The organism is Anaerotruncus sp. (assembly GCF_057433415.1).
The window spans coordinates 11,835-30,154 of the sequence record NZ_DBMDHH010000016.1 but is presented as its reverse complement, the minus strand read 5'-3'; the positions used below and the strand labels follow the sequence as shown (position 1 = coordinate 30,154).

Genomic DNA, 18,320 nt, shown 5'->3' with positions numbered 1-18,320 from the left:
GGAAGCGGATTTTTTCCGGTCCGGTCAAACCGCCCCGGCCCCGGAGAGCTCCCCGGCCGCCGGTTCGCGGAAAAAGACGCGGACCGCGAGGATCGCGCGGAAGCCTCCGGCGAGCTTGCCGGCGATCATCGGGGCGGGCATATGGGGGCCGTGTCCGCCGTCCTGCGCCGTCCTCAAACCAGGTCCGCGCCCGTCACCGTCTCCAGCCCCATCGCGAGGGCCTGTTCGTACAGCTCCCGGTTCTTCCGGTTCATTTCGCCGTAGCCCGTGAGGCAGTTGACCACCCTGCCGCAGGCCTCCATCCGCCGCAGCGCGCGGCCATAGGCGTCCGCGCCGATCGGCTCGAAGGCCCGCTCCGCGATCACCTCGCCCGCGAGGTCGCGGGCGAGGAGGCAGTCGGCGTCGTTTTCGTGCAGGACGCCGGCGGCGAAGGGGAGCCCCTTCTTTTGCAGCGCGCGGAAGACGGGGATGCCCGTCCCGCCGCCCGCGATGACGAAGAGCTGCGGCTCGCCCGCCGGGCGGGCCATCTCGAAGCTCCCGAAGAGGGGGTTGTAGCTTCCGCCCGCGAGCCCGTACAGCCCGGCGATCAGCTCCCGGTTGAAGATCTCCTGCGGGGGGCCGATGTGCGTGACCGTCTCCCCCTTGACGCACATGACCAGGTCGGAAACCTTCTGCGCGAGGTCGAGCTCGTGGAGCGACATGATCACGGTGATCCGCCGTTCCTTCGCCAGCTTCCGCAGGATGCCGAGCAGCTCGAGCTTGTAGCGCACGTCGAGGAAGGCGGTCGGCTCGTCGAGCACGATGACCCGGGGCTGCTGGCAGATCGCCCGCGCGAGCAGGACCCGCTGCCGCTGCCCGTCGCTGATCTCGGTGAAATCCTGCTCCCGCAGCGCCCAGACGTCCACCAGCTCCATGGCCTCGCGCACCAGGCGGCGGTCCTCCTCCGAAAGGATGCCCAGCATGCCCGTGTAGGGGTACCGCCCCGTCGCGGCGACCTCCCCGCAGGTCATCAGCTCGGTGCGGGGCTTTTCGGTGAGCACGACCGACACCAGGCGGGAGAGGTCGCCGCCGGTCATGCCGCCGACCGCGCGGCTTTCGAGGTAGACGGCCCCGCAGAGGGGCTTCAGGTAGTTTGTAATGCTCTTCAGAACGGTCGACTTGCCCGAGCCGTTCGGCCCGATCAGCGTGAGGATCCGGCCCCGGTCCAGCCGGATCTCGATGTCCCGGATGAGCGGGACGCCGTTATAGCCGACCGTCAGCCGTTCGGTCCGGAAGAAGGGCTCCGCCATCAGCCTTTCACCTTCTTCCTCAGCATGATCCCGATCACGACGGGCGCGCCGACCACGGCGGTCACCGAGCTGATGCTCAGCTCCATGGGCGCAAAAAGGGTCCGCGCCGCCAGATCGCACCCCAGGCAGAAGATGGCGCCGCCCAAAAAGCAGACGGGGATGACGAGCAGGGGCCGGGAGGTCTTCAAAAACGACCGCACCAGATGCGGCACGGCGATCCCCACAAAGGAGATCGGCCCGGCGAAGGCGGTGACGCAGGCGCTCAGCACGCTCGAGAGCAGCACCAGCACGACGCGGAACGCCCGGATGTTCACCCCCATGTTCTGCGCGTAGCTTTCGCCCAGCTGGTAGGCGCCGATCGGCTTGGAGAGCAGAAAGACGGCGGCCGAGGCGGCCAGCACGACGACCGCCATCACCCGCACGTCCTCCCACGAAGCGCCGGAAAAGCTGCCGCGGGACCAGTTGTGGAGGTTCACGATGCTGGCGTCGTCGGCGAAGGCGACGATGAAGTCGGTGACCGCCGAGCAGATGTAGCCGATCATGACCCCGCTGACGATGAGCATCGACGACCGCCGGACCGCCCGCGCCATGAGCAGGACGAACCCCATCGAGAGCATCGCGCCCGCGAAGGCGGCGGCGATCATGGCGGCGGAGCCGACCGAGCGGTAGCGGCTGAGCGCCAGCACCATAAGGATGGCGACCGTCAGCTTGGCGCCGGACGAGATCCCCAGCACATAGGGGCCGGCGATCGGGTTGTTGAAGAAGGTCTGCAGCAGGAATCCCGACAGCGAGAGCGCGCCGCCGAGCAGGACGCCCGCCGCGGCGCGGGGCAGCCGCACCTTCCAGATGATGCCGCGCGCCGTCTCGCCCCCCTCCCCGCGAAAGAGGATGCCGAGGATCTCCCGCACCCCCACGGACACGCTGCCGACGCCGATGTTCAGCAGCGCGAGCGCGACGAAGAGGGCGGCGAAAGCCGCAAGCACGACGCAGTACCGCAGGCGCCGCCGGGCCGTTTCCTCTCTCATTTCCATCCTCCTCCCGGCGCGGCGCGCCGTCATTGCAGCCGGTACAGGAAGCGCAGCCCGTCCGGGTCCTCCTCCGTGAGCATCCGGCGGATGTCGGAGATCATCAGGCCGAACTGGGTCGTCTCCTGGAAAAGGTTCTTTTCGGTGCACCAGACGTTGCCGTTCTGCACCGCCCGGAAGTCCCGGAGCAGCCCGTTCTTGTCGATGAGCTCGTCGAGCGAGGAGAGCTCCCCGCCGATCGTGCTGTTGTAGATGATGTAGTCCGCGTCCCTGGCCGCCGCGTAGAACTGTTCCATCTCAAGGGGCACCGTGCTGGTGGCGCTGGCGGGGTCCCCGAGGTCCTTGAAGACGTAGTTCCCCCCCGCGAGCTCGATCATCTTCGTCACATAGTCGCCGGACTTCCTGGCGACGGCGTAGCCCGACGAGCTGATGTAGAAAAACGCGACCGTCTTCCCGGTGTTCTCCGCCCCGGCGGCCTCGTCCAGATAGGCGGCCTGCTCCGCGAAGAGCCGCTCGGCCTCGTCCTCCTTCCCGAGCAGCGCGCCGTAGAGCTTGATCCATTCGGTGCGCCCGAGGGGGTGGGGCTCGTAGCTCGACTGGTCGACCAGCACCGGGATGCCGAGCTCCTCCAGCTTTTCTCGCACCTCCGGGACGTGGTTGATCATTGTGGATTCCACGGCGAGACCGCAGGAACTGGACAGGATGCGCTCAAAGTCGGGCGCGTTGTATTTCCCCGCGTAGAGGATCTCCCCCGCGTCCATCGCCGCCCGCGCGCCCGGGATATACCAGTCGCCCGCCTTCGTCCCCGAAAGCCGGATGCTGCCGAGCCCGTCGAGCGCGTCGAAGAGGCACATCGCCGAGGTGGCGACGAGGTAGATGTTTTCGACCGGCCGGCGAAGGACGGTGATCTCCCCGTCGATCCCCTCCGGGGCCTCGCGGCCCTGCGGGACAGTGAGGAAGCGGCTGCCGTCCGAAATGGTGATTAGCGTATAGCCGCCGGAATAATAATCCACGCTGAAATTCTCCGCGTACCGCAGTTCCATGCTGCGCTCGGGCAGCCAGCCGTTGCCGAGCGCCCCCGGGCTCCCGGCGGCCGGGGCCCCGGCGCAGCCTGAAAGCGGGGAGAGGGCGAGCAGGAGGGCTGCGGCCAGGCAGGCCAGCCGCCGCTTCACTGGGGCTCCGACGGCACAGCCGTCGCGGAATCGAAGCGCAGCGTATAGTCGACGTCGTGGGGCTCGCTCATCGCGATCGTCCGCGCGCTGACCGCCATGTCCGCGTCCAGAACGACAGGGATTTCAAAGGTGGAATTCCCGCCGGCGGAGAGGGGCTCGTAATCCGTCCCGTCCACCCGCATGGACTCGTAGTAGGGGCTGCTCCACACGATGACGGCCGTGGCCCTTCCGTCCGCGACCGTGACCGCCGCCGGGGACTCCACAGAGGCCCTGCCCGAGCCGCCCGACAGGGCCACGTCGACGAGGTACCGCCCGTCGGCGGGAAGCTTTCCCGGCGGGGCCGGCGAGACCGCCCCGGCGGGGAGCCCCGCGGAGTGGAAGACGAGGACCCGGTCGTACCACTTCTCCTTGCGGGTGCTCCACGCGGCGCAGTCGGTTTCCAGGTCGAGCGCGGCCACCGGGACCCGGTAGGCGTACCGGCCCTGATCGTCCTCGGTAAAATAGATGCAGTTGTCGTCCGTGTCGGCGAGCGCCTGCTCGCCGGTGCCCATATAGAGCTTTTCATAGCCCTTGCCGCCAAGCGTCAGCACCGCGGACATCTCCCCGTCCGCCACGGTGAGCTGTGCGTCGACGATCCGGAACATGGAGGAGCTTGAGGACACCTCGATCGGGTAGGTCCCCTCCTGAATCCGGTCGGCATAGACCGGCTCGGGGGCCTCCTCCCCGGGGCCTTCCCGCGCGTTTTCGGAGGCTTCCGGCTGGGAAGCGGGAGGCGCGCTCTCCGAGGACGCGGCTGGCGCGGACGTCGGGCTTTCGGCGCGCGGCGCCTCGGCCGCGCAGCCGGAAAAGAGGATGCAGGCCGCCAGCGCGGCCAGCAGAATCGTTCCAGTCTTTTTCATCGGGTGATACTCCTTTTTCGATCCCCCGGGTAAAGGCCGGGGAATTCCCTGCGATTGCTATTTTACCCGGAAGGCGGGCGCTTGTCAAAATCCGCCGGGCCGTCCCCAAAAATGAAAAACGCCAAAACCCGCGCCCGGCCGGTTTCGGCGTTTTTTTGGCGGGGCGCGGCAGGCCGCGCCCCGCCCGGCTGCGGGATTACTGCGCGATCAGCGCGCCCACATGCTCGACGAACATGTTTTGGATCTCCTCGTACTGGCCGAGGCCCCTGAGGACGCACTCGACCTCAAAGCCCGCCTGCTCAAAAGTGGTTTTCCACGAGCCCTCTTCGTCCCCCGCCATGTCGTTGTTGGCGTGGTCGCCCGCGACGATCATGAGCGGCAGCAGGACCACCTTTTTCGCGCCGGAATCCTGGACAAGCGCGAGGACGTCGTCCAGCGAGGGGGTGGCCTCGACGGTGCCGATGAAGTAGTTGCCGTAGCCCGCGGCGGTCAGGTGCTGCTGGAGCTTGGCATAGGTGGCGTTCGCCTCGTGCTCGGTGCCGTGGCCCATAAAGACCACCGCGGTGCCCTCGGCGTCATAGTCCTTTGTCTCGCCGGTGATGATCGAGACGACCTCGTCGTAATCCGCGTCGGAGACGAGCAGCGGGCTGCCGATCTTGAAGCTGTCAAATTTGTCCGCGTAGGGGGTGACCTCCGCGACCACGTCGTCGTACTCGAAGCCGCTCATGACATGGGTGGGCTGTACCACGACCTCCCTGACGCCGTCGGAAACGAGCCGGTCCATCGCCTCGGTCACGTTGTCGATTGCGATGCCGTCGCGCTTTTTGAGCTTGTCGATGATGATCTGGCTCGTGAAGGCGCGGCGGATCTCATAGTCGGGATAGGCCGCCTGGAGCTTCTGCTCGATGCTGCCGATCGAAAGGTCGCGGTTGTCGTTATAGCTGGTGCCGAAGCTGGTCACGAGCAGGACCTTGTCGGCCGCCGCCGGGGCGGCCTCTTCGGGCGCGGGCTCCTCACCAGCGGAACTCGCGGGGGCGGCGGGGGCCTCGCTCTCGCCGGGCGCGGCCGCCGGGGCGCCGGAGCAGCCCGCGAACGCGAGCAGGCCGAGCGACAGGGACAGGATCAAAGCCAGGGTCCTTTTAGCGCGCATGTTCATTTTTATTTCTCCTTCTCATTGCGGTTTCCCAATTGAAGCCCGGAGGGGTCCCCGGGCAAAACGGGTCGAAAAAAACGTCCGCGGCCAACCCGCGGACGTTCCTTCCAACACAAAGACAAGACATACCCGGAGCAAAAACGGCCGGCATGCCTCAAATCCTGTCCAGAACCCCGGTAGTCCGCGGGGCTGCACGCGCCGCGCGCTCCGCGCGGCAGGGGGACAGGCAAGTATTCTGACTGATCACCCGCGTCCGGTCCGGACGCAGGGGCCGGCGCCTTCCCGGAATCTTTTCCAGTGGCGTCCGCCGGCCCGGCGGTGAAACACAGCAACGGCCTTGCGTGGGAATCGCACCCAGCTTCCATAACCTGTCTCCACTATGAAGTTGATGTCAGTATAGCACCGGGGGATTCCGTTTGTCAATCCGCCTATCCGCGCAAAAAGGCCGGGCCGGCGGGACTTGTCCCGCCGGCCCGGCAGTAGCGGCTGTTCGTCAGTCGCCGCAGAGGGTTTTCAGCGCGGGGTATACCCGCAGGTAGCGGGGATAGACCCGGTTATACCGCTCGACGTTTGCGGGGACCGGGTCGTAGCGCACGCAGTTGTCCGAGCCCTGCAGGGTGTCGGTGAATTCGGTGTAGTCCCCGATCTCCCCCTGCGCGACCAGCACCGACGCCGCGATGGCGACCGCGGGCAGGTAGTCGGAGTTCCGGTAGACGTGTACGGGATGCCCCAGCACGTCCGCGAGGATCTGGCACCAGACGGGGGTGCGGGCGCCGCCGCCGATCAGGGAGATTTTACCGGGGACCCGCCCGATGCTCTCGATCCCCTGCCGGATGGAGAAGGCGACCCCCTCCAGCGCGCTGCGCGCGAGGTCCTGCTTGGTGGTCTCGGGGGTGACGCCCACATAGCCGCCCCGGATTTGGGTGTCCACGACGGGGAACCGCTCCCCCACGAGGTAGGGCAGGAACATCGTCCCGTGGCTGCCCGCCTCGCTCTCTTCCAGCAGCCGGTCCACATAGTCGTATTTCCCCTGCTCGCTGGGCGCGAGGGCCCGGCTGACCCACTTGTGCACGTTGCCCGCGTTGAAGAAGGGGACCACGTTGATATAGACGCCCTCCGGCATGGCCGCGAGGTTGAAGACGTCGCCCTTGGGCAGCACGTCGTCCGAGACGCAGGCCACCCAGCCGGAGGTGCCGAGATTGATGTTGAATTCGCCGTCGGCGGAGATGCCGCTGGCGAGCGTCGTGGCGCCCGCGTCGCCGGTGCCGGTGTAGACCGGCGTGCCGGGCAGGTACCCCGTCTCCGCCGCCGCCCCGGGCGTCACCGCGCCCGCCTGCTCGTGGGCGTAGCGCAGCCGCGGGAGCTTTCCGGAATCCAGCCCGGCCGCCTCCATCCAGGCGGTGTTCCAGCGCTTTTCATGGATGTCCATGAGCCCCGCGGTGGCCGATGCGGTCACGTCGCTGACGAATTCGCCCGTCAGCCGCGCGATGCAGTAGTCCTTGGAGCTGATGAGCACCTTTTCGGCCGCCCGGTAGGCGCCAGGGTTCTGCTCCTTGAGCCAGAGCAGCTTTGGGAAGGGGAGGGAGCCGTCGAACTGGTTGCCGGTGCTCCGGACAAGCTCCTCCCGGCCGATCAGCGCGGCGAGCCGCTCGGCCTCCGCCCCGGCGCGCCCGTCGGAATAGAGGATCGCGTTGCAGGTGGGGCGCAGGTCCCCGTCCACGGGGATGAGGTCCTGCATCTGCCCGCTCATGACGATCCCGCGCACGTCGCCGGGGGAGATCCCCCCCGCGAAGAAGGCGCGGGAGATCTCGCGAACCGCCGCGTACCAGGAGAGGGGGTCCTGCTCCCGCCGGCCCCCCTCGGAAAAGGTCTCGATCTCCACGCTCTTTTCACAGGCGCAGGCGTTGTCCTCCGAGAGGAGGACCCCCTTTACCGCCGTGGTGCCGATGTCGAAGGTTGCGATATACCGCATCGAATTCCTCCCGCTCTTGCCGCCGCCTTGAGCTCCTTTACAAAGGCGTAAAGCGCCTCGGGCGACTCGTTGAGTTTTTTCATCAGGGCGGTGCCGACGATGGCCCCGTCGAAGCCCGCCGACAGAAGCTCCGCGACCCGCTGGGGGGTGCTGATGCCGAAGCCGGCGAACGCCCGGACGTGGGGATGGGTGTGGGCCCGGGAAAGAGGCCCGCCGAAATCCTCCGCCAGCACCGGCATTCCGGTGCGGCCCGCGTAGAGCTGCTGGTAGATCAATGAAAACCGGTCGAAGCAGTCCTCCAGCTCCCGCGCGGACATCTCGGGATTGGTGAAGCCGAGCACGTCGGTCCCGAGCGGCGCCAGCTCCCCGGCGAGGCTGTACCGCTCCTCCGGCGTCATGTCGGGGATGACGAAGGCGTCCGCAAGGTCGGCCTCCGCCATGGCGCGGCAGACGCCCGACGGCAGAAGGTCGTCGCGGTACCCCATCACCCAGATCGGGCATTCCACGGCGCCGCGCAGCGCCCTCCAGTAGCCGAGGTCGCGGCAGATCGAATGATCCGCGAGGGTGTGCGCGTGCTGGATGACCTCCCCGTCCGAGCTCGGGTCGGCGGCGGGGAAGCCCACCTCGAGGATGTCGAGCCCCGTCCTTTCACATTCCGCGGCGGTTTCCAGGAAACGCTCCCGGTCGGGGTAGCCGGCCAGCAGGTAGCCCACCAGCAGGCCGGGGCGGCCCACCGCCGCGAGGTTGCGCGGATTGACGATCTCCCTCACTTGGCATCACCGCGCCCAATCTTCTGAACCACGACCGCCAGAATGATGATGCAGCCGGTCAGCAGGTCCTGCATGAAGGTGGGGACCTGCAAAATGGTCAGGCCGTTGGCGAGCACGCCGAGGATCGCGGCGCCCACGAAGGTGCCCCAGATGTTGGGCACGCCCTCGCGGAAGACGGTGCGCCCGAGGAAGGCGGCGGCGTAGGACTGCAAAAACAGCCCGTCCCCGCCGGTCGGGTGCGCCGAGCCCAGCCGGGAGGCCATCAGCACGCCGGTGAGGGCGGCCAGCGAGGCGCACAGGGCGAAGGCGAGGTTTTTATACTTCTTGACGTTGATGCCGGACACCTGGGAGGCCGCCTCGTTGCCGCCGATGGCGTAGAGCTTGCGGCCGAAGGCGGTGTGGCGCATCACAAACCAGAAGACCACCGTGAGCAGAAGCATGATGATCGAGAGGATGGGCGCGCCGAGCACCGTTTTGGTGCCGACGTAGGTGAAGCTCTTGGGGATGTCCTGGAAGACGGTCGCGCCCCCGGTGAACCAGAAGGTGAAGCCGCCCAGGATGGTGCTCATCGCGAGCGTGGTGATGAAGGAGAGCACCCGGAACTTGGTGACGATCCAGCCGTTCACGAAGCCGATGGCAAAGCAGATGACCACCGGCGCGATGAAGCAGAGGAAGATCGGCGCGCCCGCCACCGCCATCTTGGCGCCGATGACGCCGCCGAGGCTCGCCAGGGCACCGACCGAGAGGTCGAACTCCTCGACCGACATCACGAGGGTGGCGCCCAGCGCGATGATGACCAGCAGCGAAATCTGCCGGGTGATGTTGACGAGGTTGCCCATCGTGAAGAAGGCGTCCGGGCGCATGACGCTGAATACAATGACGATCAGAATGCCCGCAAAGATCGTGCCATACGCCCTGAGCAGTTCTGAAACGCCTGCTTTCTGTTTCATATTGATTCCTCCCTGCTTAGTTTGCATAGCAGCATGCGAGCACCTGCTCGGCCGTCAGGCCGTCGTTGACGAAGCGTTCCTTCGTCCTGCCGCCCGCCATGACCTGCACGTTGTCCGTCGCCTCCAGCACCTCCTTGAGGTCGGAGGAGACAAAGACGACCGCGCTGCCCGCGTCCGCGAGCCGGCGCAGGAGCTTGTGGATCTCGGCGCGGGTCTTGACGTCCACCGCCTGGGTGGGCTCGTCGCAGAGCAGCACCTTGGGCCGGGACATCAGCGCCTTGGCAAAGACCACCTTCTGCTGGTTGCCGCCCGAAAGCTGTAGGACCGTCTGGTTGGGGCCCTCCGTCTTGATCGAGAGGGCCTCGATCTTCTCCCGCGTGTCGGAGAGCTCCTTGCGCTCGTTCACCACGCCGAAGCGCGCGTAGCTGTCGATGGTGGAGAGCACGGTGTTCTGCTTGACGCTCAAGGACCCCACCAGCGCCTTGCCGCGCCGGTCCTCGCAGATGAGGACCATGCCGTTTTTGATCGAGCCGCCGGGGGAGGGATGCGCGATCTGCCTGCCGCAGAGGGTCACGCTGCCCTTTTCCGCCGGGCGGTAGCCGTAGATGCATTCGAGCAGCTCGGTGCGGCCGCTGCCTCCAAGCCCGAACACCCCGAGGATCTCTCCGGCGCGCACCGTGAGGCTCGCGTCCTTGACGATCCCGTCGCGGGAGGCGATGTGCTCCGCGTCGAGCAGGACCTCCCCGTACTTGCGGGAGACGGTGAGCGTTTCGCTCACCCAATTGTCGGTCATCATCGAGATGATGGCGTCCTTGTCCACGTCCGCCGTCCTGACGGTGCCGGCCGACTGGCCGTTCTTGAAGACGGTGATCCGGTCGGTGAGGCGGAAGATCTCGTCCATCCGGTGGGTGACGTAGAGGATGGCGGTGCCCCGGGCCTTGAGCTTGCCGATCGTCTCGAAGAGCATCTCCGCCTCCTTGTCGGTGAGGGAGGCGGTGGGCTCGTCGAGGATGAGCAGCCGGCACTCGGTCATCATGGCGCGGACGATCTCCAGCAGGGTGCGCTGGGGCGGGGAGAGCGCGGAGGCGGGGAGGCTGAGGTCGATCTCGACCTTCAGCTCCCGCATGACCGCCTCGACCCGCGCCTTCATCTTCGCCCAGTCGACGGCAAAGCCCGCTTTTTTTTCGTAGTCCATCCCCAGGTAGACGTTCTCCACCCCGCTGAAGGCGGGGATGAGGTTGCGGTCCTGGTGGATGACGTTGATGCCGATGTCCCGGCTCTGGCGCGGGTTTTCAATCCGCACCGGGCTGCCGTTCCACCACACCTCGCCGCTGTCGAGGCTGTAGACGCCCGTGAGGATTTTGATCAGCGTGGATTTGCCCGCGCCGTTCTCCCCCACGAGGCCGTGGATCTCCCCCTCGGCGATTTCAAAGTCGATATCCTTCAGCGCATACATGCCGCCGAACTGTTTACAAAGTTTCTTTGTCTGCAAAAGCATTCCGTTCACTCCCGGCGAAACGATTTAGAAGCCTTATTCCTTGGTGATCAGGGTCGCGGGAGCGTAGCGGTCGCCCTTTTCGATCTCTTCGCCGTTGAAGAGCTTCACCAGTTCGTCCACGACGATCTGGGACATGCCCTCGAAGTTCTGCTCGACCGTGGCCTTGAGGTTGCTGCCCTCGTTGATCAGCTCGACCGCCTGGCTGTTGCCGTCCACGCCGGTGACGATGACCTCGTCGCGGCCCGCGTCCATGAGCGCCTGGGTGGCGCCGATGGCCGGCTCATCCCATCCGCACCACACCGCGGTGACGGAGTCCTTGGCGGAATTCGAGAGGATGAGGTTTTCCATGATCTTGCGGGAGTTTTCGATCGGGCCGGGGACCTCGACGTGCTGCTCGGTGATCAGGGTGATGTCGGGGTAATCCTTGATCATGTCGTCGAACGCCTCGCAGCGCTTCACAACGCCCGGATGCGGACGGTGGGTCAGCGCGATAACGGTGCCCTTGCCGCCCATCAGGTCCTCAAAGAGGTATTTGGTGATCAGCTGGCCCATCGCGTAGTTGTCGCTGGTGGCGTTGATCATCATGCCCTCCATGTAGCCGCTGTCGCAGCCGAAGACGGGCACGCCCGCGTCAAAGGCGGTCTGGAGCTGGGGGGCGATCTGTCCGGGGTCGCAGCTCACGATGACGATCGCGTCCGCCTTGGCGGAGACGCTGTCCTCGATGCGGCTGGCCAGCTGGCCGAAGTCGCCCTTGGTGTCGACGAGGGTGACCTCCATGCCCTCCTTTTCCATGCCGGCCTTCATCATCTCGCACATCTGGTTGGTGGTCACCGAGCTGAGGTTGGCGGTGAGGATGGAGATTTTCTTGCCGGCGGCGCCGGCCGCGGCGGGCTCGGCGGCGTCGCCGCTTTCCGCGGGCGCGGCCTGGGACGCGGGCGCGGGGGTGGAGGACGGCTCGGCGGAACCGCCGCATGCCGCCAGGGAGAGCGCCAGGATGCCTGCCAAGAGAACTGCCAATAGCTTTTTCATTTCATTTCCTCCTGTACTGATCAATCTTCAGGTTCTTCTATGGTTGCACGGGCGGTTTCCAAATCGGTGATGAACACGTCGATGTAACCGCTCGAAAGTGCCGCTCGGATGGAGGCCACCTTGCTGCGCCCGATGGCCAGCGCGATCGTCCGGCAGCGGTCGAGCTGCCCCAGGGTTTGGCCGATCGAGCGTTCGCACAGCTCGAGGTCGAGCACCCGCCCCCGCCGGTCGAGGTAGGAGGTGCAGACCGAGGCGACCGCGCCCTCCGCCTTCAGCCGTTCGATGTCCCGGGCGCTCAGCGCGCCGCTCTGGGCGGTGGTGGAGCGCAGGTCGATCTGGCCGATCCCGACGATCGCGGCGTCGCATTTCGCACCCTTTTCGAGGACGGCGGCGATGTCCGGCTCCCTTACGAGCATATCCCGCGACTCCCGGCTCTGCACGATGACGGGCGCGTTGAGGATGTAGCAGCTGCCGCCGGAGCACTCCGCGAGCCGCTGGGCGATGGCGTTGGCGTGCCAGTTGACGCTTCCCGACCCGATGCCGCCCACGAGGGGGACGCACTCGAGCCCGCGCCGCTCGAGCCTGCCGATCGACCAGACCACGCGGCTGATCGTCTGCCCGCTCATGACGCCGACGCACTCCCCGTCGGCGATGTACGCGTCGAGGTACTCCGCCGCCATCCGCCCGAAGGTCTCGGGGCTGCCGTCCCGGGTGTCGAGCACGAGGGCGTCCTTCAGCCGGTAGCGCCCGGCCAGCGCGCGGCCCAGGTTGGTCTCGTCCTCGAAGGGGTTGTTGATCTTGATCGAGACGATGTTTTTCGACCGCGCGCAGGTCAGCATCCTGCTGATCTGCGGGCGGGAGATCCCCATTAGGGCGGAGATCTCCTTCTGGCTGAGGTTCTCCTCGTAATAGAGGCGGCAGACCTTTACCATCATGCGCAGGTTGTCAGTGATTGCCATAACCTCACCTCGTTTGAACATCTGTTCCAATCCTGAAATTGAGTTCACCTGCATCGTATCACCCTTTTTCCGCGATGTAAATACTTTTCGGGCGATTCCCTCCGGAAATTACTTTCAAATCCAACAAGGTACACAAGCGCGTTTTTTCCGGATTGTACATTCTATCATCATTGAAATTTATTTCAAAAGCGCCGTTTCGACGCCCCGCCCCGCACGGGGTGTCCCGCCGGGCGCTCCGGACGGGTTTTATAGGCAGCGGGAGGAACCGGCCCGCGGGCAAATGAGGTTGCCTTCAGCGGTTCGATGCGGTAAAATAGGAAGCAGAGAGGGGGCGTCGGCATGGATCTGGAACGGATGCGGGTGATCTACAACTGTTTCATCGCGGGCGGCTTCGTGGTGCCCGTCCTGGACGTGCTCGTGGGGGCGATCGGCGGCGCGCTCGACCTGGGCGCGGACGCGGACGTCGGCGCCGACGCCTCAATGGACCTGGATGCCGGGCTCGACGCGGATGCGGACTTCGACGTGGACCTCGACACGGACGTGGATTTGGACGCGGACATGGACCTCGACGCGGATCTCGATATGGACGCGGACCTCTCCGCCGAAGCGCCCGCGGGCGCGGAAGGCGCGCATGTGTCCGCCGCGGGGCGCGCCCACGCGCCCGTCATCATCAACCTGATGACCCTTTCCCTGACCGCGGTGGTGTTCGGCGCGGTGGGCAGGCTCTGCCTGACCAGGCTGCCGCCCGCCGCGGGGCTGGCCGTGTCCGCCGCCTCGGGGCTGCTGGCGGGCTGGCTGCTCGGCCGCTTCGTGATTCTCCCGCTCAAGCGCAACCGCTCTTACGCGGCGGGCATCCGGGAGATCAAGGGGCAGGAGGGCGTCGTGACGCTCGAGCTGCGGGACGACTTCGTGGGGACGATCCGGGTGCACAGCGCGTCCGGGAGCCTCGTTTCCTACGACGCGCGCCCGGCGGAGGGGATCGCGCGGATCCCCGTGGGGCAGGCCGTAACCGTTGTGGAGGTCGATCCGGAAAGGATGGTGTGTATCGCGGCTCCACTGGAAGATAAACAAGAGTCATAGGGGAGGTAACGTGTATGGAGTATCTGATTACAATCGGAATTGTGGCGGCGGCCGTGGTTTTGATCCTGATCTGTATCCTGTCGACCTGGAAGAAGGTTCCGGCGGATAAGGCGGCGATCGTCACCGGCCTGGGGAAGGCTAAGGTCATCACCGGCGGCGGCGTCATCGTGATCCCCGTCATGCAGCGGATCGACTATGTGACGCTGGAGAACATGAGCTTTGACGTGAACATGCAGGGCACCCTGACCGCCGATGCCGTCCCGATCGAAGCCAACGGCACGGTGGTCGTCAAGATCAAGAACGACGAGACGATGATCCGTTCGGCCGTCGAGCAGTTCAACTGCGGGCGCGAGGCGGAGACCCGTCAGCACATCGTGGACACCGCGCGCGACGTCTGCGAGGGCCGCCTGCGCGAGATCATCGCGGATATGACCGCGGAACAGCTCTACAAGGACCGCAAGACCTTTTCCGAGCGGGTCAAGGAGGTCGCGGAGGAGCAGCTCAAGGAGCTGGGGCTGGAGCTCAAATCCTTCACGATCAAGGGAATCGGGGACCAGAACGGATACTTCGAGGCGCTGAGCAAGCCGCAGATCGCGGCGGTCAAGCGGGACGCGGAGATCGCGCAGGCCGAGGCGATCAAGGAGAGCATGATCAAGACCTCCGAGGCCAAGCGCGCGGGCGAGCAGGCCCGTCTGGAGGCGGAGGCCCGCGTGGCCGAGGCCAAAAAGGACGCGGACATCAAAAAGCTCAACTACGAGCGGGAGCGCCAGACCACCCAGGCGATTTCCGACGCGGCGTACAGCATCCAGCAGAACGTCACCCTGAAGGACATCACCAACACCGAGATGGACGCCAACGTCCTCAAGGAGCAGCGCGCCAAGGAGGTCCGCGAGGCGGAGATCCAGATCCTGATCGCGGCGGAGCAGAAGAACATCGACCTTGCCAAGCGCAAGGCGGAGCGCAAGGAAGCCGAGCTGCTCGAAACGATGGTGAAGCCCTCCGAGGCGGAGAAGCAGAAGGCCCAGCTCGCCGCGGAAGCGCAGAAGATCGCGGCGATCCTGCGCGCGGAGGCCGAGGCGGAGGCCAAGCGCCTCGATGCGGCGGCGCGGGCGGACGCGATGAAGCTCGATGCCGAGGCGCAGGCCGCGGCGAAGAAGATGGACGCGGCGGCGCAGGCGGAGCGCATCAAGCAGGAGGGCGTCGCGCAGGCGGAGATCACCGAAAAGCAGGGCCTCGCGCAGGCCGAGGCGGTCAAGCAGCTGGGCCTCGCGGAGGCCGAGGCGCTTGAGAAGAAGGCCGAGGCGCTGGCCAAGATGAACGACGCGGGCAAGCTGCAGATGGTCATTGAAAAGCTGCCGGAGATCGCCCGCGCGGTCGCGGAGCCGATGGCGAAGATCGGCAACATCACGATCATCGGCGGCGGCTCGGAAAACGGGGACGGCGCCGGCGCGGCGGACGTGGCCCGCTATACGGTGGGCGCGCTCAAGGCGGTCAACGAGGCGCTCAAGGACACGATCGGCTTCGACATGACCGAGGTCATGCGCGCCAACACCTTCGAGGCCAGGACCACCCGCAACGTCCATATGGATATGGACGTCTCCCGGAACGAACCGGAAGGCCCCGCGGACACTCCGAAAAAATAAGCGCGTAAGCGTGCCGAACGCCCCCCTGCCGCGGCAGGGGGGCGTTTTCCGGTTTGCCCAGCGTGGAGGCGGGGTACGCGCGCGGGGCAAAGTTTTTATTGACATATGCCGGATATTGCGCTATAATAACTGACATATACCGGAAACATCGGGAGGCGATCGGATGCCGCGGCCAACAAAATGCAGGCGTATCTGCGAACTGCCCAGGCGGGAACGGTTCGGGCCGCTGGACGGCCCGCCGGAGGACGCCGTGGAGATGACGGTGGATGAATACGAGGTCATCCGCCTGATCGACCTGCTCGATTACACGCAGGAGGAGTGCGCCGCGCAGATCGGCGTCGCGCGCACCACCGTCCAGACGGTTTACGACCGGGCGCGCGGGAAGCTGGCCGACGCGCTCGTCAACGGCAGGATGCTGACGATCCGGGGCGGGGAGTACGCGCTCTGCGCCCACGCGGACCACTGCTGCGGCAGGAATTGTAAAAAACGGTGCTGTGAAAAACGGCGCTGCCAATTATTAGATGGGGGTCATTACGATGAAAATTGCGGTCACTTATGAAAACGGACAGGTCTTCCAGCACTTCGGGCACACCGGGCAGTTCAAGGTGTACGAGGTCGCGGACGGCAAAGTCGTCTCCTCCGCCGTCCTGCCCACGAACGGCAGCGGCCACGGCGCGCTGGCGGGCTTTCTGCGGGAGCGCGGCGTGGATACGCTGATCTGCGGCGGCATCGGCGGCGGCGCGCGCACCGCGCTGGCCGAAGCGGGCATCACCCTCTATCCGGGCGCCTCGGGGGAGGCGGACGCGCAGGTCGCGGCGCTGCTGGCGGGCAGCCTGTCCTACGATCCGGACACCGTCTGCGCCCACCACGAGGGCCATGGTGAGGGGCACGACTGCGGGAGCCACTCCTGCGGCCACTGACGGCGCGCACGCGCTGAGATTTTAAAGGTTTCGCCCGCCTTTTTCAAAAGGCGGCGGGCCCGCGGGGCGGCGCCTCGAGGCGTCCGCCGCCCGTTGCGGCGGCGTGAAGGGACCGGCGGACGCGACGCGTCCGCCGGTCCTCTTTCTTTCCGCGCGGAGGAAGGGGCTTGCGTGCGGTGCGCGGATGTAGTAAACTGAACAGGACAGTAAGAATATCCGGGCCAGCCCCGGCTTTGATGGAGGTCATTATGGTTACGATTCAGATGGAAAACGGCAAGGAGATCAAAATCGAGCTCTACCCCGACGTGGCGCCCGCCACGGTGGAGAACTTCGTGAACCTTGTCAAGGACGGCTTTTATGACGGGCTCATCTTCCACCGCGTCATCCCCGGCTTCATGATCCAGGGCGGCTGCCCGCAGGGCACCGGCATGGGCGGCCCCGGCCATACGATCAAGGGCGAATTCGCCGCCAACGGCGTAAAGAACGACCTCAGGCACACCCGCGGCGTCCTTTCGATGGCGCGTTCGGGCAACCCGAATTCGGCTGGCTCCCAGTTCTTCATCATGCACGCCGACGCGCCCCACCTCGACGGGCAGTACGCCGCGTTCGGCAAGGTGATCGAGGGCATGGACGTCGTGGATGAGATCGCCGCTGTCCCGACCGACTACTCCGACCGGCCCAAGAAGGTCCAGCGGATGGCAAAGGTCACCTATACCGAGGACTAAGCGGGTGGAAATCCAGGCTGCCCGCCGCGATTACCTGTGGTGCGGGCTTTCCCTGCTTCTCCTGCTCGGCATGCAGCTGGTGGCGGGCGTGCTGATCGCCCTTCTGATGCTTTTCGCCTCCCTCCCGCAGGAGCTCTTCATGCCGGTCACGCTGGTGGTCTCCACCGTGGTGGGGGACCTGCCGCCCATCCTGCTTCTTTCGCGCATGGTCGGCATCCCGCTGAAGAGCCTATTCACGGGGGAGCACCACCTCGAAAAGTGGGTGGGTCCCGGCTTCCTCATGATGGTCGGCGCCAGCTTTGCGAGCGGCTACCTGGCCGTGGCCATCGAGGCTCTGCTTTCGGCGGCCGGCATCGAGCTCTGGTCGCCCGAGCTCACCCTGCCCTTCGACCTGCCCGGCTGCGTGCTCATGCTGCTGGCGGTTTCCGTTCTGGCCCCGCTGCTGGAGGAGCTTCTCTTCCGGGGATTGCTGCTGCGCACCTTCACGCGGTACGGCCCGCGGTTCGCCATCTTCGCCTCCGCGATGCTCTTTGCCTTTACGCACGGCAACCTGACGCAGGGAGTCGGCACCTTCTTTATGGGCATCCTCCTCGCGGTCATCGCCCAGCGGGCCGGCTCCGTCCTGCCCACCGTGATGATCCACATGTTCTATAACACCTTTGCCATGCTCATCAACACGGCGGTCGAGCTGCCGAACGAGGTGGCGGTGGCCGCCGCGAACGGATTTTTTGTAATCTTTGGCCTCGTGTGCGTCGGCTATCTGGTGGTGCGCTACCGCAAGCGCCGGCCCGTGTTCCCGCCGAAATGCCCCGAGTCGAAGCCGTTCGGCTTCCGCAGGCTCTTGCGGTCGTGGCCGGTGGACGTCTTTTTGGCACTCTGCTTTCTGATGGCCTTGGTGCCGGCCCAGATGCACTAGAAAAAGCCCCGGACGGAATCATTCCGTCCGGGGCTTTTTGGCGGGGCGCGGCGCTCCCGCGGGCTTGGCGGAAAACGACGCGCCTCCGGCGCGTCCGCGCGCGAAGCGCGCGCGTGCGGTCCCGCCGCACGGTTTTCCGCCCGCCGCGCGAGGAGCTTCTTTCTTTTCTCTTGCAAAAGAAAGAAGCAAAGAAAATGCGCCCGGAGGATCGGAGCGTTCCGCGCCTGCGGGTGCGGCGCGGGGCGCGGCCCCGCGGCCCCGCAGCTTTTGAAAAAGCTGGCAAAACGTTTGGTTTGGGGACGAAGTTTCACGGGCGGCGG

At 66.0% G+C, this 18,320-nt stretch carries 18 protein-coding genes and 1 riboswitch; of the genes, 6 read left to right on the top strand and 12 right to left on the bottom strand.

Annotation, left to right across the window (positions count from 1 at the left end; translation table 11 throughout):
• Nucleotides 1-24 precede the first annotated feature (24 nt).
• The 12 genes from ACZO3G_RS06390 to ACZO3G_RS06335 form a co-directional block, all read right to left on the bottom strand.
• Nucleotides 25-177: a hypothetical protein gene (locus ACZO3G_RS06390; protein ID WP_276871835.1), complete on the bottom strand. Its 153-nt coding sequence runs from the start codon at nt 175-177 to the stop codon at nt 25-27.
• Complete coding sequence (locus ACZO3G_RS06385) at nt 174-1,289, bottom strand: ABC transporter ATP-binding protein (RefSeq protein ID WP_276871832.1); 1,116 nt, start codon at nt 1,287-1,289, stop codon at nt 174-176. The genes ACZO3G_RS06390 and ACZO3G_RS06385 overlap by 4 nt, the downstream gene beginning before the upstream one ends.
• A complete protein-coding gene (locus ACZO3G_RS06380; protein ID WP_101548726.1) occupies nt 1,289-2,320 on the bottom strand; it encodes an iron chelate uptake ABC transporter family permease subunit in 1,032 nt (343 codons plus the stop codon). Before ACZO3G_RS06380 ends, ACZO3G_RS06385 begins: the two co-directional genes overlap by 1 nt.
• 23 nt (nt 2,321-2,343) lie before the next feature.
• Nucleotides 2,344-3,486 (bottom strand): ABC transporter substrate-binding protein, encoded by a 1,143-nt coding sequence (locus ACZO3G_RS06375; protein ID WP_276871829.1) that lies wholly within the window; start codon nt 3,484-3,486, stop codon nt 2,344-2,346.
• The gene (locus tag ACZO3G_RS06370) at nt 3,483-4,385 is read right to left on the bottom strand and encodes a hypothetical protein (RefSeq protein WP_276871827.1); all 903 of its coding nucleotides are present in this window, start codon (nt 4,383-4,385) and stop codon (nt 3,483-3,485) included. The genes ACZO3G_RS06375 and ACZO3G_RS06370 overlap by 4 nt, the downstream gene beginning before the upstream one ends.
• Nucleotides 4,386-4,581: 196 nt before the next feature.
• Complete coding sequence (locus tag ACZO3G_RS06365; RefSeq protein ID WP_276871824.1) at nt 4,582-5,541, bottom strand: sirohydrochlorin cobaltochelatase; 960 nt, start codon at nt 5,539-5,541, stop codon at nt 4,582-4,584.
• A 205-nt stretch (nt 5,542-5,746) separates the two neighbouring features.
• A riboswitch (cobalamin riboswitch) is annotated at nt 5,747-5,925 on the bottom strand.
• 106 nt (nt 5,926-6,031) lie between these two features.
• Nucleotides 6,032-7,510: a xylulokinase gene (locus tag ACZO3G_RS06360; RefSeq protein WP_101548730.1), complete on the bottom strand. Its 1,479-nt coding sequence runs from the start codon at nt 7,508-7,510 to the stop codon at nt 6,032-6,034.
• The gene (locus tag ACZO3G_RS06355; protein WP_101548733.1) at nt 7,468-8,280 is read right to left on the bottom strand and encodes a tryptophan synthase subunit alpha; all 813 of its coding nucleotides are present in this window, start codon (nt 8,278-8,280) and stop codon (nt 7,468-7,470) included. The genes ACZO3G_RS06360 and ACZO3G_RS06355 overlap by 43 nt, the downstream gene beginning before the upstream one ends.
• The gene (locus ACZO3G_RS06350) at nt 8,277-9,230 is read right to left on the bottom strand and encodes an ABC transporter permease (RefSeq protein ID WP_101548735.1); all 954 of its coding nucleotides are present in this window, start codon (nt 9,228-9,230) and stop codon (nt 8,277-8,279) included. Before ACZO3G_RS06350 ends, ACZO3G_RS06355 begins: the two co-directional genes overlap by 4 nt.
• A 16-nt stretch (nt 9,231-9,246) precedes the next feature.
• Nucleotides 9,247-10,728, bottom strand: a complete 1,482-nt coding sequence (locus tag ACZO3G_RS06345) for a sugar ABC transporter ATP-binding protein (RefSeq protein ID WP_101548738.1) — start codon at nt 10,726-10,728, stop codon at nt 9,247-9,249.
• Nucleotides 10,729-10,761: 33 nt separating this feature from the next.
• Nucleotides 10,762-11,757 carry a sugar ABC transporter substrate-binding protein gene (locus ACZO3G_RS06340; protein ID WP_101548740.1) on the bottom strand — a complete coding sequence of 332 codons (996 nt, stop codon included), beginning with the start codon at nt 11,755-11,757 and terminating at the stop codon, nt 10,762-10,764.
• Between the two features lie 20 nt (nt 11,758-11,777).
• Complete coding sequence (locus ACZO3G_RS06335; protein ID WP_172439131.1) at nt 11,778-12,716, bottom strand: sugar-binding transcriptional regulator; 939 nt, start codon at nt 12,714-12,716, stop codon at nt 11,778-11,780.
• A gap of 339 nt (nt 12,717-13,055) precedes the next feature.
• Here ACZO3G_RS06335 and ACZO3G_RS06330 point away from each other — a divergent pair, with 339 nt between their 5' ends.
• The 6 genes from ACZO3G_RS06330 to ACZO3G_RS06305 all read left to right on the top strand — a co-directional run bounded on the left by ACZO3G_RS06330 (nt 13,056) and on the right by ACZO3G_RS06305 (nt 18,000).
• Entirely contained in the window at nt 13,056-13,796 is a 741-nt protein-coding gene (locus ACZO3G_RS06330; protein ID WP_276871814.1) for an NfeD family protein, read from the top strand.
• A 14-nt stretch (nt 13,797-13,810) separates the two neighbouring features.
• A complete protein-coding gene (locus ACZO3G_RS06325; RefSeq protein ID WP_101548745.1) occupies nt 13,811-15,439 on the top strand; it encodes a flotillin family protein in 1,629 nt (542 codons plus the stop codon).
• A 163-nt stretch (nt 15,440-15,602) separates the two neighbouring features.
• Nucleotides 15,603-15,998 (top strand): DUF134 domain-containing protein, encoded by a 396-nt coding sequence (locus ACZO3G_RS06320; RefSeq protein ID WP_101548747.1) that lies wholly within the window; start codon nt 15,603-15,605, stop codon nt 15,996-15,998.
• The gene (locus tag ACZO3G_RS06315) at nt 15,976-16,359 is read left to right on the top strand and encodes a NifB/NifX family molybdenum-iron cluster-binding protein (protein WP_101548749.1); all 384 of its coding nucleotides are present in this window, start codon (nt 15,976-15,978) and stop codon (nt 16,357-16,359) included. Before ACZO3G_RS06320 ends, ACZO3G_RS06315 begins: the two co-directional genes overlap by 23 nt.
• 248 nt (nt 16,360-16,607) lie before the next feature.
• Nucleotides 16,608-17,084, top strand: a complete 477-nt coding sequence (locus ACZO3G_RS06310; protein WP_276871807.1) for a peptidylprolyl isomerase — start codon at nt 16,608-16,610, stop codon at nt 17,082-17,084.
• 4 nt (nt 17,085-17,088) lie between these two features.
• Nucleotides 17,089-18,000, top strand: a complete 912-nt coding sequence (locus tag ACZO3G_RS06305; RefSeq protein WP_276871804.1) for a CPBP family intramembrane glutamic endopeptidase — start codon at nt 17,089-17,091, stop codon at nt 17,998-18,000.
• Nucleotides 18,001-18,320 lie beyond the last annotated feature (320 nt).